The 17,795-nt window shown below is 72.3% G+C and carries 12 protein-coding genes and 1 pseudogene; 12 read left to right on the top strand and 1 reads right to left on the bottom strand.

What is annotated here, in order from left to right:
* Positions 1 to 98 precede the first annotated feature (98 nt).
* The 4 genes and pseudogenes from ACWD26_RS14375 to ACWD26_RS14360 all read left to right on the top strand — a co-directional run bounded on the left by ACWD26_RS14375 (position 99) and on the right by ACWD26_RS14360 (position 8,494).
* Entirely contained in the window at positions 99 to 2,375 is a 2,277-nt protein-coding gene (locus ACWD26_RS14375; RefSeq protein ID WP_451269725.1) for a bifunctional glycosyltransferase/CDP-glycerol:glycerophosphate glycerophosphotransferase, read from the top strand.
* A 266-nt stretch (positions 2,376 to 2,641) separates the two neighbouring features.
* The gene (locus ACWD26_RS14370) at positions 2,642 to 4,828 is read left to right on the top strand and encodes a bifunctional glycosyltransferase/CDP-glycerol:glycerophosphate glycerophosphotransferase (protein WP_451269723.1); all 2,187 of its coding nucleotides are present in this window, start codon (positions 2,642 to 2,644) and stop codon (positions 4,826 to 4,828) included.
* A gap of 5 nt (positions 4,829 to 4,833) precedes the next feature.
* Positions 4,834 to 6,865 (top strand): annotated as a pseudogene (locus tag ACWD26_RS14365) (bifunctional glycosyltransferase/CDP-glycerol:glycerophosphate glycerophosphotransferase).
* Between the two features lie 39 nt (positions 6,866 to 6,904).
* On the top strand, positions 6,905 to 8,494 hold the full coding sequence (locus tag ACWD26_RS14360) for a hypothetical protein (protein WP_451269721.1): 1,590 nt from the start codon (positions 6,905 to 6,907) through the stop codon (positions 8,492 to 8,494).
* Between the two features lie 60 nt (positions 8,495 to 8,554).
* On the opposite strand, the gene ACWD26_RS14355 is transcribed toward ACWD26_RS14360, so the two are convergent.
* Positions 8,555 to 8,968, bottom strand: coding sequence for an organic hydroperoxide resistance protein (locus ACWD26_RS14355; protein ID WP_390996913.1), 414 nt, complete (start codon positions 8,966 to 8,968; stop codon positions 8,555 to 8,557).
* Between the two features lie 129 nt (positions 8,969 to 9,097).
* Between ACWD26_RS14355 and ACWD26_RS14350 the strand changes: the two genes are divergently transcribed.
* From ACWD26_RS14350 to ACWD26_RS14315, 8 genes are all read left to right on the top strand, one after another.
* Positions 9,098 to 9,628, top strand: a complete 531-nt coding sequence (locus ACWD26_RS14350) for a MarR family winged helix-turn-helix transcriptional regulator (protein WP_451269719.1) — start codon at positions 9,098 to 9,100, stop codon at positions 9,626 to 9,628.
* A gap of 185 nt (positions 9,629 to 9,813) precedes the next feature.
* On the top strand, positions 9,814 to 11,406 hold the full coding sequence (locus ACWD26_RS14345) for a glycosyltransferase family 2 protein (RefSeq protein WP_451269717.1): 1,593 nt from the start codon (positions 9,814 to 9,816) through the stop codon (positions 11,404 to 11,406).
* A gap of 126 nt (positions 11,407 to 11,532) precedes the next feature.
* On the top strand, positions 11,533 to 12,525 hold the full coding sequence (galE, locus tag ACWD26_RS14340) for a UDP-glucose 4-epimerase GalE (protein ID WP_451269716.1): 993 nt from the start codon (positions 11,533 to 11,535) through the stop codon (positions 12,523 to 12,525).
* A gap of 146 nt (positions 12,526 to 12,671) precedes the next feature.
* Complete coding sequence (locus ACWD26_RS14335) at positions 12,672 to 13,106, top strand: DUF6507 family protein (RefSeq protein WP_451269714.1); 435 nt, start codon at positions 12,672 to 12,674, stop codon at positions 13,104 to 13,106.
* Positions 13,103 to 15,661: a hypothetical protein gene (locus ACWD26_RS14330; protein WP_451269713.1), complete on the top strand. Its 2,559-nt coding sequence runs from the start codon at positions 13,103 to 13,105 to the stop codon at positions 15,659 to 15,661. The genes ACWD26_RS14335 and ACWD26_RS14330 overlap by 4 nt, the downstream gene beginning before the upstream one ends.
* Positions 15,658 to 16,674, top strand: coding sequence for a hypothetical protein (locus ACWD26_RS14325; RefSeq protein WP_451269711.1), 1,017 nt, complete (start codon positions 15,658 to 15,660; stop codon positions 16,672 to 16,674). The genes ACWD26_RS14330 and ACWD26_RS14325 overlap by 4 nt, the downstream gene beginning before the upstream one ends.
* A 7-nt stretch (positions 16,675 to 16,681) precedes the next feature.
* On the top strand, positions 16,682 to 16,969 hold the full coding sequence (locus ACWD26_RS14320; RefSeq protein ID WP_451269709.1) for a hypothetical protein: 288 nt from the start codon (positions 16,682 to 16,684) through the stop codon (positions 16,967 to 16,969).
* Positions 16,966 to 17,793 (top strand): toxin-antitoxin system YwqK family antitoxin, encoded by an 828-nt coding sequence (locus ACWD26_RS14315; RefSeq protein WP_451269707.1) that lies wholly within the window; start codon positions 16,966 to 16,968, stop codon positions 17,791 to 17,793. Before ACWD26_RS14320 ends, ACWD26_RS14315 begins: the two co-directional genes overlap by 4 nt.
* The last annotated feature ends 2 nt before the right edge of the window (positions 17,794 to 17,795 follow it).

Below are 17,795 nucleotides of genomic sequence, written 5' to 3'. Positions count from 1 at the left end.
GCCCCCACCCCCCGGCGAAATCCCCCGTATGGAACACACCACGTAACCAAATCATCCCATCGGCCGTTTCCGGGCAGTATGCCCGCGACGACCCATGGATGTCCCCCTTGCCCAGGTTCAGCGTCATCGTTCCCGCGTACAAGGTTCAGGCGTACCTGCACGAATGCCTGGATTCTGTGCTGTCCCAGTCCTTCACCGACCTCGAAGTGATCGTCGTCGACGACGCCTCGCCCGACAACTGCGGGGCGATCGTCGACGAGGTCGCGGCCCGTGATCCCCGCGTACGGCGCCCGGTGCGCCTGCGGGAGAACGCCGGGCCGGGCGCCGCCCGCAACAAGGGGATGGAGCACGCGAGAGGCGACTACCTCCTCTTCCTCGACGGCGACGACACGTTCACGCCGGGCGCGCTCCAGGCGATCGCCGACCGCGTCAAGGAGACCGGCGAACCGGACGTCCTCGTCCACGACTTCGCGCGTAGCTCCTGGTCGGGCGAGCCGGTCCGCAACGAACACGCCCTCCAACTCACCGAACAGGGCCCGGCCCCCTTCCGCCTCGACGACCGCCCGGGCCTGCTGGACGTGCGCCCCGTGGTGTGGAACAAGGCGTACAAGCGGGAGTTCGTCGAGGACCACGACTTCCGGTTCCCGTCCGGCATCTACGAGGACACGGCGTGGACGTACCCGGTCCTGATGACCGCCGAGTCCGTCGCCACCCTCGACCGGGTCTGCGTCCACCACCGCCGGCGCCGCCACGGCAGCCTGCTCGGGGCGACTACGCGCGGTCACTTCGACGTGTTCGAGCAGTACGACCGGGTGTTCGCGTACGTCGACGAGCGGCCGGAGCTGGCGCAGTGGCGTCCGGTGCTGTTCCGGCGCATGGTCGACCACCTCACCTCCGTGTTCTCCCGGCGCCACCGGCTGCCGCGCGAGGCGCGCGCCGAGTTCCTGCGCACGGTCCGCGCGCACTGCGCCCGCTACCGCACTCCGGGCGCCCCCATCCACGCCCGCGCCCGGCTGCGGCACGCGCTTCTGCGGCTGGGCAGCCGGCGTGTCTACCCCGCCCTGTGGACCGTGGCCCGGCTGGGCCGGGGCGCCGGACGCCTGGTGCGGGGCCTGGCCGGGCTGCTGCGCGCCGGTGGGCTCCGCGTCCACTACCGCGTCCAGCGCCTCCTCCCGCTGCGCACCGACCGGGCGGTGTTCGCCGCGTACGGCGGCCGGGGCTATGAGTGCAGCCCGGCCGCGCTGGAGAACGCGTTCCGTACGTACGTCCCCAAGATGCGCACCTCGTGGGTCGCGCGCCCCGAACACCACCACACCCTTCCGGTGGCGACCCGGCGTGTGCTCCCCGGCTCGATGGCGTACTGGACGGCGCTCGCCCGCTCCAAGTACCTGGTGAACAACGTGGACTTCGACCGGCGACTGGTCAAGCGTCCCGGCCAGATCCTCCTCCAGACCCAGCACGGCACCCCGCTCAAGCACATGGGCCTCGACCTCCAGGACCGGCCCGCCGCCGCGCGCGGCACGGACTTCGCGGCGGTGCTGCGCGGCAGCGACCAGTGGGACTACGTCCTGTCGGGCAACCGCCACTCCACCCTCGTCTGGGAGCGCGTCTACCCGTCGGCGTACACGACCCTCGAATACGGCTCCCCACGCAACGACGTGTTCCTGAGGGCCACTTCGACGGATGTGGCCCGGATCCGCGAACACCTGGGCATCCCCGAGGGCGCGGTCGCCCTCCTGTACGCGCCCACGCACCGCGACTACCGCCACTCACAGCGCACCCACCTGGACCTGGAACGGGTGCTGCGCAAGCTGGGCCCACGCTTCGTGATCCTGGCCCGCGCCCACCACGCGTACGACGCCCCGCTGACGGACCTGGCGCACGGCCGCCTCCTGGACGTCACGGCCTACCCGAGCGTCGAGAACCTGTGCCTCGCCTCCGACGCGCTCGTCACCGACTACTCCTCCCTGATGTTCGACTACGCCAACCTCGACCGGCCCATCGTGATCCACGCGGAGGACTGGGAGGCGTACGAGGCGGCTCGCGGTACGTACTTCGACCTGCGGTCAGCCCCGCCCGGCGCGGTCGCCCGCAGTGAGGACGAGCTGATCGACATCTTCGCCACCGGGCACTGGCGCGGCTCGCGGTCGGCACAGCTGCGGGCGGCGTTCCGTGACCGGTTCTGCCAGTACGACGACGGGCGGGCGGCGGAGCGGGTGGTGCGGCGGGTGCTTCTGGGCGACACCGCGCCGCCCGGCTTCGTCCCCTTGTCCGGCCGCCACCCCGTCCCGTCCGCCGCCGCGGCCCGTCCGTCTCCACTGGCGACGGTGCCGGGGCAGGGCGGGGCCGACCTGGGCGACTCCCTGCGCAAGTAGTCCCCGTGCGCTTTTCAGCTCGGGGGTGCGGGTTCGTCGGCGGGTGCGGGTGGTCTGTGGTTGCTCGCGCAGTTCCCCGCGCCCCCTTGAAAGCACGGGGGCACCCCCAGGTTTTCAGGGGCGCGGGGTGTGTCGATATGCGGCTCCGCCGCGTGGGCGCGACCAGCCCCCGCTCACCCGCACCCGCACCAGCACCCGCACCCGCACCCGCACCCGCCGACGCACCCGCACTCCCGAGCTCTCCCACGCCCGACCGAAAGGACAGAATGCCCCGCTTCAGCATCATCGTCCCCACGCACGGTGTCGAAGGGCGCCTGTCCCTCGCCCTGGACTCGGTCCTCGCCCAGCCGTTCGGCGACTTCGAGCTGATCCCGGTCCATGACGCACCGGACTCCCCGGCGGGGGCGGTCACCGCCGCGTACGCCACCAGGGACACCCGGGTCTCCCCCGTGGAGTCGCCGCCCGCCGGAGGACTGAGCGCGGCCCGCAACGCGGGACTGACGGCGGCGCACGGGACGTACGTCCTGTTCCTGGACGGGGACGACACGCTCGCCCCCGGCGCGCTGCGGGCGATCGCGAACCGACTGCGGGAGACCGCCGACCCCGACGTCCTGTACTTCGCGCACGAGCGCGCGCACTGGTGGGAGGGCGGCACCACCGTCGTACACCCGACCGGCGTACAGGCTCCGGCGTGGAGCGCGGCCTACCGCCGGGACTTCCTCGGCGAACACCACCTCACCTTCCCGATCGGCCACTTCACCGACCTCGGCTGGAGCGGTCTGGTCGCGCTCGCCGCCGACCGCACGGCGGAGCTGCGGGACACGGTCTGCGTACGCCATCTGCTGCGCCGGCAGGGCAGCCGGCTGAACACGCCCGGCGCGCACCAGCTCGACCTCCTCGACCAGGTGGAGCTGGTGCTGACCCGCGCGACGGCCGGACCGGGTCTGTCGGCGGCGCTGTTCGAGCAGCTGTTCGCGGTCGTGCTGCGGGCCGCCGCGCACCCGGAGCGGCTGCCCGTCGGTCATCGCCGCGCCTTCTTCCGCCGCGCCACGCACCTCTACCGCCACCACCGCCCGGCGGCCTTCCACCCGCCCGGCGGCGGTCCCGGCGTGCGGCACCGGCTGCTCGCGTCCGGCTCGTACGCCGGCTTCCAGGCCCTGCGCACCGCCCATCGCGCGGCGGCCGGAGCCCTGACGGCGCTCCCCCGCCCCCGCGCGCCCCTGACCCGCGCCCTGTACGCCGCCCAGCGCCGCCTCCCGCTGGACAGGAACCTGGTCGTGTACCGCGCCTCGGGGGGCCGTGGCGTCACCTGCGACCCGGGCGCCCTTCACGCGAAGGCGCGCGAACTCGCCCCGCACCTCCGCTCGGTGTTCCTCGTCGAGCCCGACGCGGTGCCCCACCTCCCGAAGGACGTCGACCACGCCGTCATCGGCAGCCGGCGTTACTGGTGGGTGCTGGCCCGCGCCAAATACCTCGTCGGCGACGCCCCTTTCGCGGACGCGGTCGTCAAGCGCCCCGGCAGCGTCCACCTCCAGATCCAGCACGGCACCCCACTGGGGACGACGGGGCTCGACCAGTCCCCGTACCCCGTGGTGGCCGCCACGTCCGGCGGCTTCACGGGCCTCCTCGAACGCGTGGACCGCTGGAACTTCAGCCTGTCCGCCAACCGGCACTCGACGGAGACCTGGGAGCGGGCCTTCCCGGGCACCTACGAGCAGCTGGAGTACGGCCATCCGCGCAACGACGTCCACTACACGGCGACGGCGGCGGACGTGGCCCGGGTCCGCCGCGAACTGGGTGTCCCCGAGGGCAAGAAGGCCCTGCTCTACGCCCCGGCCCCCCGCGACCACGTCACCGGCCGCACCACCGGCCAGGCCGCCGACCAGGCCACCGGCCACGACGTCCGGCTCGACCTGGAGGCGTTCTGCGAGGCGGTGGGCGAGGAGTTCGTGGTGCTGCTGCGGCCGCACCACGGCCACGGCGGCTCCACGGCCGCCAGGGGCGACGGCCGGATCATCGACGTCACCCGGCACCCGTCCACCGAGGACGTCTGCCTGGCCGCCGACGCGCTGATCACCGACTACTCGTCCCTGATGTTCGACTACGCCCACCTCGACCGGCCGATCGTCATCCTCGCGGACGACTGGGAGATGTACCGGGAGACCCGGAGCGTCTGCTTCGAACTGCCGACCGCGCCGCCCGGCCACGTCGCCCGCAGCGAGCGGGAGTTGGCGGAGCTGTTCCGCGACGGCTCGTACGCGGACGCGGAGGCCGACGCCCTGCGCGCCGGCTTCCGGGAGCGGTTCTGCCAGTTCGACGACGGGCGGGCGGCCGAGCGGGTCGTACGGCGGGTGTTCCTGGGCGAGCCGCCGTGGGCGCTGCCGCCCGTCGTGCCGCTCGCCGAGCGCACCCCGGCCCCGGCGCCCGCCGCCGCGACCCTCGTGAGGAGCTGACGGACATGCCCCACTTCAGTGTCATCGTCCCCGTCTTCCAGGTCCGGGGCTTCCTGCGCGAGTGCCTCGACTCGGTGCTCGACCAGTCGTACCGGGACCTGGAGGTCATCGCCGTCGACGACCGCTCGCCGGACGGCAGCGGCGAGATCCTCGACTCCTACGCGGCCCGTGACCCGCGCGTACGGGTGGTGCACCTGCCGGCGAACGTGAACCTCGGCCGCGCCCGCAACGCCGCGCTGCCGTGCGCCACCGGGGAGTTCCTGCTCTTCCTCGACAGCGACGACACGCTCACCCCGGGCGCCCTGCGCGCGCTGGCCGACCGGCTCGACGAGACCGGCGACCCCGATGTGCTGGTCTTCGACTACGCCCGCACGTACTGGTGGGGCGGGACGCGCCGCAACGCCCTCGCGCGGGTCCTCGCGGCAACAGGGCCCGGCACCTTCACGATCGACGAGCACCCCGAGCTCCTCGACCTGCTGACGGTCGTGTGGAACAAGGCGTACCGGCGGGAGTTCGTCGAGGCGCACGGCTTCCGGTTCCCGCCCGGCTCCTACGAGGACACGCCGTGGACGTTCCCTGTGCTGTTCAGCGCCGGGCGGATCGCCACGCTGGACCGGATCTGCGTGGCGTACCGGCAGCGGCGGCGGGGCGCCCTCCTGTCCACCACCGGCCGTCAGCACTTCGATGTGCACGACCAGTACGAGCGGGTCTTCGGCTTCCTCGACTCCCGGCCCGACCTGGCGAAGTGGCGGCCCCGTCTGCGGCACAAGATGGCGGAGCACTGCCTGGACATCCTCGCCAGGCCGGACCGGGTGCCGCCGGGCGACAAGGCCGAGTTCTTCCGGCGGACGGCGGGGCTGTACCGGAAGTACCGGTCGGACGGCGATCCCGTGGCCCCCGGGTTCGGGGTGCTGGAGGGCGGTTGGGCCGCCTACCGCGCCCGGCGGCGGGCGGCCCGTATCCGTGCCGCGCTCGGCGCGCGCGGGGAGCGGCTGCGGGCGGCCGGTGCCGAGCGGATCAGACGGGTCCGGTCGCCGGCCCACGAGCGGCTGCCGCTGGACCCGAACCTGGCCGTGTACTCGGCGTTCTCCCATCGCGGGGTGCTCGGTGACCCGGCGGCCGTGTACGGAGCCGCCCGCGAGGTCCCGCCGCACATCCGGGGGGTGTGGGTGGTGCGGCCGGAGCGGGTGGCGGCGCTGCCGCCGGGTGTCGAGTTCGTGGCGCCCGGCTCGGCCGAGTATCTGCGGGTGGCCGCGCGGGCGACGTACTTCGTCAACAACGTCGACTGGCCCGGCACCCTCACCAAGCGCCCGGGCAGTGTGCACCTCCACACCCACCAGGGCACACCGCTCAAGTTCATGGGCACCGACCTGCTGCACAAGCCGGGTGCCCGGCTCGGGGTGGACGTGCCGGGGATGCTGACCAACGACGTCCTCGTGAACGCCGGGCCGGACAGCGGCGCGGCGGTCCGTGAGCGGCTCGGCGTCCCGGCCGGCCACACGGTCGTGCTGTACGCGCCCACGCCCCGCGACTACCGGCGGGGCGGGCACGTCGAACGCTTCGACCTCGCCCGGTTCGCGGCGGACCTGCGGCGCAGCCTGGGCGAGGCGCACACCCTCGTCGTACGGCTGCATCCGTCGCTCGCGGACGGCCCGGCGCGCGGCTTCGGGCTCGCCGAGCTGCACCGGCGGGGTGTCGTCGTGGACGCGACCGACGAGCCGCACGTCGAGGAGCTGATGCTCGCCTCCGACGTGCTCGTCACGGACTGCTCGGCTCTGATGTTCGACTACGCCAACCTGGACCGGCCGATCGTCGTGCACGCCGACGACCTGGACGCCTTCGCGGCGAGCCGGGGCATGTACGTCGACATCACCGCCGATCCGCCCGGCCATGTCTCCCGCTCCGTTCGACGACGGGCGGGCCGCCGAGCGGGTCGTACGGACGCTGATGCCGGGCGGGTCGGCGCTGCCGGGTGAGGCCGCGCCGCCGGGTGTCCCGGCCACCCGCGGCTCACTCGATGTGGTGACCGCGAGCTGAGCCGCCACCACGTACGGCCATACCGGGAATACAGGGCAAATGCCCCAGACAGCCCGGACCGGTTCCGCTGCCGGTCGTCGCCTCACCCTCGGCGCCACCGCTCTGCGCGGCGGCCGCACCTGGCTGACCCGGCGGCCGACCCCGTACGCCGTCGTCGGCGGGCTGTTCTGGCTGGTACTGACGCTGGCGTACTGGCGGGTGCCGCTGTGCTGTGACGCCGGCCAGCACGCGGCGGTCGTCGAACGCCTCCGCTGGAACCTGCTCCACCCGGCCCACCCGACCGCCGACCTGCCGGGCGCGGGCAGCCCGTACTACTCCCCGTACACCGTCGCCCAGGGCGTCCTCGCGCGGCTGACCGGGCTGAGCGGCTGGTCGCTGGTGAAGCTCGCCGGGCCGGTGAACCTGGTGGTGCTGCTGACCGGGATCGGCCGTTTCGTGCGGGTGCTCACGCCCCGGCCGTGGGCGCCGGTCCTCGCGGTGCTGTTCATGACGCTGCTGTGGGGCACCGAGCGGGTCCTGTGGAGCGGCTACCTCGGGCTGATGTCACTGACGACGACCCTCGGCTATCCGTCGGCGCTCGCCACCGGGCTGACGTTCTGGGCGTGGGCGTGGACGGGCGCACGCGCGCGTGGGGGCGGGTTCTCGCGGAGGGTGCGGTACGTCGGGCCGAGCGGCCTCGGCAGCGCCTGGGCGTACGCCGGGCTCGGGGCACTGTACGGGCTGATCCTGCTGGTGCATCCGATCACGGCGGCGGCTTCGCTGGCCGGGGCCGTGGCGATCGTGGCGGCCCGGCAGCGCGGATGGCGGGGCCCGGTGGCGGGGCGGTGGGTGCTGGCTGGGGCGGTCGCCCTGGCGGTGGCGGTGTCATGGCCGTACTACGACGTCCTGTCACTGGCCGGGAACACGGGCGTGGACGGGATGCACCGGCTTCTGTACGAGAACGTGGCCGGGCACCTCTGGCTGGCGCTGCTCGGGCTGCCGGCGCTGTGGGCGCGGGGGCGCCGGTCCCCGAGGGACCCGCTGGTGCTGATGTTCACGGCGGAGTGCCTGGTGGTGGCGTACGGCTGGGTCAGCGGGCACTACACGTACGGGAGGGTGCTGGGGCTCGCGGCGGTGCCCGCGCAGTTCGCCCTGGCCGTGGAGCTGGCGGCTCCGCGGCCGTGGGGGTGGGCCCGGCGGGTGCTGGGCGGGGCCGCCGCCGTCGGGGCCTGCGTGGGGTTCCTGACCGTGCAGGCGGGCGCGGTCGTACCGCGGGCGCTGGATCCGGTCGGCTTCGATCAGCCGCCGCGCTGGCCTTCGTACGACTGGGCGGCGCGGCATGTGCGGGCGGGCGAGGTGCTGATCACCGACGGCTACTTCGCGGGGCACGCGCTCGCCGGACACGGGGTGAACATGGCGGCGCCGACCTGGCCCGATCCCGCGCTGGAGGAGGGGGAGCGGATGCGGCGGCACGCGGATGTGCGGGCGTACCTGGATCCGGCGTCGACGCGGAGTCAGCGTGCGGTTGTCGCGCGGCGGTACGGGGTGAAGTGGCTGTTGCTGACGCGGGGGCGGAGGCTGCCGGAGGAGGCGGTGGTCGTGGACTGGAGTCGTCGGACCGGGGAGGTGCTGGCGCGGATCGCTCCGTAAGGGGGAGTCGGAGCGATCCGCGGGCTCGAACGGGCCTCAGCCCCTCGCGGACGGCGCGGCTTACTCGACGACCAGCTCGACCGGCATGTTGCCGCGGGTGGCGTTGGAGTAGGGGCAGACCTGGTGGGCCTGCTCGACGAGCTTGCGGCCGGTGGCCTCGTCGACCGAGTCGGGAAGCTCCACGCGGAGGGTGGCCTTCAGGGCGAAGCCCTCGCCCTCCTTGCCTATGCCGACCTCGGCGGTCACCGCGGCGTCGCTGACGTCGACCTTGGCGGCGCGGCCGACGAGGCCGAGGGCGCTGGCGAAACAGGCGGCGTAGCCGGCCGCGAACAGCTGCTCCGGGTTGGTGCCCTGGCCGTTGCCGCCCAGCTCCACCGGGAGGGCCAGGTCGAGGTCGAGCTTGCCGTCGTTGGTGACGGCGCGACCATCGCGGCCGTGGGTGGCGGTGGCGACAGCGGTGTAGAGCGCGTCCATGGGAGAACCATCCCTTTCACAGGTCTTGTCACGTCCGGCGGTCCGGTCCGACCGCCGTTCACGGGCTTTAGTAGAGCACACAATTCAATTGTCCACAACTAAATGGTGGACAGGGGGTACCCTGGAACCATGACCACGAGCGCCGCCACCTCACCCGAGGAGACCTCCCAGGAGGCCTCCGGGCAGATCTCCGAGGAGGAGTTCCTCCGTCTCGACCGGCAGATCTGCTTCTCCCTGCACGCCGCCTCACGCGCCTTCACCAGCGTCTACCGCGTGGTCCTGAAGGACCTGGGGATCACCTATCCCCAGTACCTGGTGATGCTGGTGCTGTGGGAGCGGGGCGAGCTGCCCGTCAAGAAGCTGGGCGAGCATCTGCGGCTCGACTCCGGGACGCTGTCGCCGCTGCTGAAGCGCCTGGAGGCGGCCGGTCTCGTACGGCGTGAGCGCAGCGCCCGCGACGAGCGGTCGGTGGTGGTGCGGGCGACCGAGGAGGGCACCGCCCTGCGGGAGCGGGCACTGGCCGTGCCGCGCCGGATCGTCTCCGCGACGACCTTCGACCTCGACGAGATCCGCGACCTGCGCGACCGCCTGGACCGCCTGACGGCCGCGCTGGACGAGGCGGCACTGGAGGAGCCGGCGCCGGAGGAGTCGGCGGGCTAGGCCGTCCGGCGGATCCGGCGCGCCCGAGGGTCGGCCGCCCTGAAAAGCCCTTCGCTCTTCGCACCGACGGAATCCGACAACTTCAAACGGAACCCCGGCCTCCCGGGTGCCATCTTCCCCACGGGGCCGCGAAGCCCCTCTTAAGGGAAGATTGCACACATACCTCTCACAGGTGCGGGGCAACCATGGCTCTTCAGCAGGCGCAGGTCTCCGTCGTCGTCATCGGGTACGACGACGCCGCCCATGTGGCGGACGCCGTGCGCTCGGCGCTGGCGCAGGGGCCGGCCGTCCGTGAGGTGATCGCGGTCGACGACTGTTCGACGGACGGCAGCGGGGAGCTGCTGGAGCGGCTGGCCGAGGACGAACCCCGCCTGCGGGTGATCCGGCGTCACACCAACAGCGGCGGCTGCGGCACCCCGCGCAACACCGGGCTGGACGCCGCGACCTCCCCGTACGTGATGTTCCTGGACAGCGACGACGTGCTGCCGCCGGGCGCCGTGGACGCGCTGCTGGAGGCCGCCCTGAAGCACGACGCACCGGTCGCGGCGGGGCTGTGCGTGCGCAAGGAGCTGCCGTCCGGCCGGGAGACCCCCTGGCAGCCCGAGCTGTACGCTCGGCGCACGCTGGTGGCACACCCGTCCCGGCGCGTACGCCTGGTGCACGACACCCTCTGCGTCAACAAGCTCTACCGCACCACCTTCCTGCGCGATCACGCCATCCGCTTCCCCGAGGGCCGCTTCGCCTACGAGGACTTCGTGTTCGTCGCGCGCGTGCTGGCCGCCGTGCCGCGCGTCGCGCTCGTCCCGGACCCGGTGTACGTCTGGCACGTGCGCCGGTCGGCGGCCCGGCTGTCCATCTCCCTGGACCGCTCCGGCATCGCCAACTGGCGGGCCCGCATCGAGGCCGACCGGCTGTCGTACGACATCCTGCTGGGCGCCGGCGAGAAGCGGCTGGCGCGGGCCACGCGCACGCGTTTCCTCGACCACTCACTGCGGATGTACGCGCGCGAGCTGGACCTGCGCGGCCCCGAGTACCGGCGCGAGTGGTGGGCGCTGACGCGCGCATACCTGTCCGCCTTCGACGAGGGCGACTTCACGCCGGCGCCCGCGCCCGGCCGCGTCGTCGCCCGGGTGATCCTCGCCTCCGAGGAACCGCGTGACCTGACCCGTCTCAAGGAGCTCGCGGCCCGTCCGGCCCGGCTGGCCCCGCCCTACGCGCGCGATGGCGACGGCTCTCCCGTCTGGTCCGCCGACCTGCCCCAGGTGGAGCTGGACCACCTCCTCGTCCGCCCCGTACACCTGCTGCCCGCCGCCGTCGACGCGGAACTGCGGCCACGCGCGCGGGGGACGACACTCCGGCTGCGGCTGCACGAGCTGTACGGGCGGATGGCGGACGCGGGGCCGGAGTCCGTGACGGTGGAGTTCGCCGAGCGGGAGAGCGGGCGGGTGGGGTTCGCCGGTACGACGACCCTCGCGGTCGAGCCGGACTTCGAGAGCTGGACGGCCGACGTCCCCCTGGACCTGGGGGCGTTGGGCAGCGGAACCTGGGACCTCCGGCTGCGGCTGCGGTTCCAGGACGGCACCCACCGGGAGACCACGGCGCACGCCCTCGCGGGCGCCGGGCTGCTGCGCCGGAGCGCACTGCCGAGCGCACGCCACGGAGTCCTCCTGGCGCAGCCGTACGCGACCCACGCGGGGGCGCTCGCGCTACGACTCGCGCCCGGTTGGCGAGGATTGACCGAAGTCGTACGCCGCCGCCTCAAACGCCTGCTGCACTGATGCCCACCTGATGCACCCGCACCATGTGAGGGCACCCGCACCATCGCCAAGACACCGCCAAGGCGCCGCAAGGCACCGCCAAGGCACCGCCAAGACATCGCTTTGACTACGAGGGGACGATCGTCCATGACCTGGCTGATCACCGGTGGCGCCGGATACATCGGGGCGCACGTGGTGCGCGCGATGCTCGACGCGGGCGAACAGGCCGTCGTCTACGACGACCTGTCCACGGGGATCGCCGAACGCGTGCCCGAGGACGTGCCGTTGGAGATCGGCTCCACCCTCGACGGGGAGCGGCTGGCCCGGGTGATCCGGGACCGGGGCGTCACCGGCGTCGTCCACCTCGCGGCGAAGAAGCAGGTCGGCGAGTCCGTCGAACTGCCGCTGCACTACTACCGGGAGAACGTCGAGGGCCTGCGCACCCTGCTGTCGGCCGCCACGGACGCCGGGGTCGCGTCCTTCGTCTTCTCGTCCTCCGCCGCCGTGTACGGCATGCCCTCCGCCGCGCGGGACGGGGACCTCGTCACCGAGGAGACGCCGTGCGTGCCGATGAGCCCGTACGGCGAGACCAAGCTGGTCGGCGAGTGGCTGGTGCGGGCCACGGGCCGGGCGACCGGCCTGTCGACGGCCTCGCTCCGCTACTTCAACGTGGCCGGGGCGGCGTCCCCGGAGCTCGCGGACACCGGCGTCTTCAACCTCGTCCCCATGGTCTTCGAGAAGCTCTCCGAGGGCGCCCCGCCGCGTATCTTCGGCGCCGACTACCCGACCCCCGACGGGACGTGTGTCCGGGACTACATCCATGTCGTCGACCTGGCGGAGGCGCATGTGGCGACCGCGCGGCGGCTGCGCGAGGCGCGGGGCACGGACCTCACCCTCAACATCGGGCGCGGGGACGGCGTCTCGGTGCGCGAGATGATCGCCCGGATCAACTCCCTCACCGGCCACGACCTGCCTCCCGTGGTCGTCGACCGGCGTCCGGGCGACCCCGCGCGCGTCGTCGCCTCGGCCGACCGGATCGCGGCCGAGCTGGGCTGGAAGGCGCGGTACGGCGTCGAGGACATGATCTCGTCGGCGTGGGCGGGGTGGGCGCAGCGGCTGGAGCGGCAGGAGCGGCTGTAGCGCCTGTGACGGAATCGACGCGAAGCGGGAACTGTCCGGTGCGGTTTGCTCGTGTGTACTAGGGGAAGTTGGGGAAGTCGCCGAGGAACTCCTCGGCGATGACGTAGGTACGACGTGTCCGACAGGGCGTTACGGGGGTAGCGACGATGCCGGCTTGGGACATCGATCCGATCAACGTGCAGACCACGCTGAACTCGACCGGTGAGGCGGCCGGCGGCCTGGAGAAGGCCGCCAACTCGCTGGTGACGAACATGGCGAGCGCGGCCGAGTCCGCCGGTACGGCCGTGCCGGGCGGGCAGTTCAACGGGCCCATGATCGGGCCGGTGGCCGCGGGCACCCCACGGGTGCCGGTCGGACCGGTCGCGGCGGCCCTGAGCAAGTACCTGCAGGAGCGGCAGCAGAAGCTGGCGTACATGGCGCAGCGGACCATCGACTCCGTGCAGGGCGCGGCCAAGGCCACCAACGCCTATGTCACGGGCGACCTGGACATGGCCGCCGAGCAGCAGGCCAACGCGCTCAAGGCGACGGTCGTACCGCCGCCGCCGGGTGTCGACGGCAACGGCGGGCAGGGGCCGAAGTGAGCGACGACATCCCCGTCATCCCGGAGGAAGTCCCCGAGTTCACCGGCAATCTGGAGCTGCTCGACCAGCACATCGCGGGCGTCCGTTCGGCCGGTACCTCCCTGAAGGACTCGAGTTCGGCGGTCCACACCCGCTTCGGCGGCCTCTCCGCGTACTACAAGGCGCCGGAGGCGGAGGCGCTGTTCGCGACGACCGCGCCGGTGGCGGCCAAGGGCGACGAGTTCGCCACCGAGTTGGAGACCGTCGCCTCGGCCCTGGACACGTACGCCGCGGCCGTCGGCCCGCTCAAGCAGAAGTTCCACCAGCTCCGTCAGGACGCGATCGCCTTCCGCGCGAAGATCGAGGGCGACGACGAGTGGCGCGCCGACGGCGACCTCGTCGAGGAGAACAACAACCGCCGCTCGGACATCAACGCCACGTACGCCGCCTTCCAGGCCGCCGAACGCGACTGCTACAACAAGATCGTCGCGCTGGTCGGCGGTGAGGCGCTGGTCGTCAACGACGGCTCGAACAAAGAGAACATGTACGGCTTCCGGGGCGAGGACCTCAACAACGCCGGTGGTCTGCCCTGGGGCGACCCGGTCGAGGAGTCCAACCCCTGGTACTACATCCACGAGCACGCCTGGGACTTCGCGGTCGGCTTCGTCGTCGACGGTGTGTGGGGCACGATCAAGGGCCTCGGCACGCTGGTGGGCTTCAACGGCTGGGACGCGGCCGGCCAGGCCTGGACCGGCCTCGGCAAGCTCCTCACGGGCATCGTCATCACGGCGACGCCGCTGGGCGCCGCGTACTGGCTGACGCCGGCCGACAAGCTCCCGTCCTGGCTGCGCGACTCCCGTACGGCGGTCGTGGAGACGGGGAAGGCGCTGATCGCGTACGACGAGTGGGGCAAGAACCCGTCGCGGGCGGCGGGCGCGGTCACCTTCAACGTCCTCACCACCGTCTTCACCGGCGGCGCCGGGGGCGCCGTGGCCGGCGCGGGCAAGGCGGGCGCGATCGCCAAGGCGATCTCCTTCGCGGGCAGGGCCGGCAAGATCGTCGACCCGATGACGTACCTCACCAAGGGCGTCGGCGCGACGGCGGTGAAGATCAGCGACGTCATGGCGAGCCTGCGCGGGATCACCGACGGCACGCACATCAGGCTCGGCGAGGGCACGTACCAGATCGCCGACACCCCGAACCTCGCGGACGACCTCCCGACGAACCTCACGGATGACGTCCCGACCGGGCTCACCCCCGAGAACAGCGTCCGCATGGAAACCCCCCAGGGCGAGGTCGTCTACCTCAACACCGACACCCTGGTCGTACACAACGCCGACGGAACGGTACGCGAGTCCCTGGACGACATCCCCCGCGAGGGCACGGCGGCCGAGCGCGCCGCCGACGTCAACACCAGGCAGCCGGAGCTGGTGGGCGCGGGGGCGAGAGTGGGCGACGGCACGACGGTTGTGGGCCGGGTCGGGGACGACCTGGGCGGGACCGGTCGGGTCGGCGACGGCCTGGGTGCCACAGGGCGGACCGGGGACAACGGCCTGCCGGGTGGTCGTGCGGACAACCTGCCCGGTGGCCGCGCCGATGACCTGGGCCGAGGGCCGTCCGGGAGCCATGAGACGCCGACCGGCGGCGGGGGCTCACGCGGTGGTGAGGGTCCCACCGGTGGCGGGCACGGCGAGACGCCTTCGGGCGGGCGCGGCGAGACGCCGGGCGGCGGCCACTCGGAAACCTCGTCGGGCGGTCACGGAGAAGGCCCGACCGGCGGTGGTCACGGCGACGGACCCGGCGGTCACGGCGACGGACCCGGCGGTGGTGATGGACCGGGCGGTGGAGACGGATCCGGTGGTGGTGGTCGCGACGGGGGCTCCGAAGGCGGGACGCCCGGCGGCGACGGCCAACCGATGGTGCGCGGCGGCGACACCGAGCAGCGGATCCGCGACGCGATCAAGGGGATCCCCGGCAAGCAGCGGCCGAAGCCGGATGTGCTCGAACGAGCCCTCGCCCGGCTGGCCGAGGAGCCGAACGGTCAGCAGGTCGCCGAGATCATCGCCTCTGGACGCTTCAACCAGAGCGACGAGTTCGGTCAGGTCGTGTCGTCCCTGGGGGCGCGCAAGGAGCAAATGTTCCAGCCCGGCGCCGACCAGATCGTCTTCGCCAACGCCCTGGTCGACAGCGGTGTCCCGGCACACGCGATCGACTTCGAGGTGAAGGTGCCCGTCGGCTCCGACCTGGACATCCGTATCAAGGACGCGTCCGGCGAGATCTACGGCTACCAGATGAAGCACCTCAACGACCCGGAGGATCCCATCAAGGAGATCACCCGCGGAAAGTACCTGCTGCAGTTGGCGAAGTCCGAGGCCGATCACCGCATCCTGCTCGTCGACGGCGGTCGGGGAACCATCGCGGGCTGGAAGGCGGACGGATCCTACGATGCCCTCATGGACATCCACCGCGGCGGAGGCGGCCCCAAGGGTGAGGGCATCACCTTCGTCGTACGCCTCGAGGACGGCACCCTCACCATCCCGCCGGGAAGCAAGACCGACCCCAAGGACATGCTGTGATCACCACGGAACCCATCGGCGACTGGACATGGGAAGCCACGCCGACCAGCGCCGATGCCAAGCCCTCGCAGGCGGCGGAGATCGCCGTGGCGGTCTGGAACATCCTGGCCCGGTATGAACTCGCGGTGCCCGCGGGCAAGGTCGGCCTGTCGGTTCGCGCCATGAACGACACGCGAGACGTACGGCTCGACGTGCGGGGTCTCGTGCTGGAGGGGGACCCCCTCTCACCGGGGACGGCCCTTTCGGACGCCGTGGCGCGGGCGGAGTCGTTCGAAGGGGACTTCCTCACCGGGCTGCGCGTCCAATGCCCCGGTGTGTGGCTGGAGTCCGGGGCCAGGCACCGCGCGGAGCAGCTGTTCACCATCCAGGTCGACATCTGGAAGACCGATCTCGTCGTGGTGACGCTGGAAACCTACTCCGACGCGTGGTTGACGATGGACACGCGCGAGCGGAAGCAGCCGATGATCCACGCCGAGAACGCGCCCCGGCTTTCAGCCGCTCTGCAAGCCGTTTCGGACCTGCTCGGCGGCGCCCCCGAACCGGGCGATCCCAACCGCCACGCGACTCCCACGACGACCGGTTTCGAGGACCTGGCGGTCGAAGGTCCCGCCTACGCCGACTCATGGGGCACCTTCGAGGTTCCGACACGGTCCCGCCGGCTCCTGTCCGCCCTCCCCAGGACGGAGAACGAGTACGAGGACACCACGGACCACCCCGTGCGCTACTTCACCGTCCAGCGGGACGGCCGGACCCTGGGCTACGTGTGGGCCTCCACCGGCGACAACGCCGCGGGCTACGAACCGAGAACGGCGGCAGGTGACGACGCGTTCGAGGCCGGAGCGGGGTGGGTGCTGCGGCTCCGCGAGGCACACGGACGAGGACTCGGCAGCATCGAAGCTCTGGACTGGCTGCGTCAGGCCCCACCGGACCCGGCCCTCGGCCGGTTCGCCGAAGAACTCCCCCAGGAAGCCCCGACTCTCGACGCCTTGGAGGAACTGTCAGGACGGTACTGACCAAGTGATGTCGACGCTCCCCCGCTCGCCGAAGGGCGGAGCCGCCCCGTGGGCTGCCCCCGACGCCCAGGTCGGGAGCATCCTCGTCGTGGGTTCCGGGACCTGGATCGACGCCACGGAGGAGAAGCACCGGGAACACCGCCTGGTCGAGTTGACGGTGGCACCCGACGCGCCCGGGATCTGGGTGGAACCGGCCGTGTTCCACGACACGTACTTCGGCATCGCCGAGGGCCACGGAATCAAGGCCCCGGACGTGCTCGACGGCCGTGGCCCGGACCTGACGGACCTGCTGTGAACTCGCCCGACACAGCGCCCGATGTATTGGACATCGACGACCCCGATGTGGACATGGATTACGGGCAGCGTCTGCTGTACCGGGGCGTGCCCTTCACCGGTGAGGTCGAGGAGCGTTCGCGCGGTGTCGTCATCAGCCGGGACCGCTACGTCGACGGCCGCCAGGACGGTCCGAGCCACGAGTGGAACGAGGACGGCACCCCGCGTTCCGAGGGGACGGCACGGCAGGGACGCCCGGTCGGCATCTCATGGGAGTGGCACTCCAACGGCACGCTCGCGGCGGAGCGCGTGTTCACCGCGGACGGGCTGACCATGCTGGAAAACCGCGAGTGGGACGAGGAGGGGCGGCCGATCAGGGCATGGCGCGAGACCGAGGGCAGGAGCGAGGCCGGAGCCGGAACCGGAGCAGGCAGGGAAGCGGTGGCTGCTCCGCCCCGCATCGACATCGACGACCCCGACGTGGACATGGATGACGGGGAGCGCCTCTTCTACAACGGCGTTCTCTACTCCGGGGAAGTCGTCGAATACCAGCGGGGCCGGATGATCAGCCTGGAGACGTACGAGGACGGGGTCCCGAACGGCCCGGTCAGGCAGTGGTTTCCGGACGGCTCACCGCGGGCCGAGGGAAACATGCGCGGGGGATTTCCGGTCGGGGAGTCCCGGACCTGGCATCCCAACGGCGCACTCGCGACCAAGCGGATCATGACCGAGGACGGCCGTCGCCCCCTCGTGGAGCTGGAGTGGGGCGAGCACGGCGAACAGACCCGTTCTTGGTACGCGGAGGGCGGAGCTGCGGTAACCGGACAAGTCCGCCACGCTCCATGAGC

It is taken from the genome of Streptomyces sp. NPDC002787 (genome assembly GCF_053592095.1).
The sequence above is the reverse complement of the archived record's forward strand: the minus strand, read 5'-3'. Positions and strand labels throughout refer to the sequence as shown.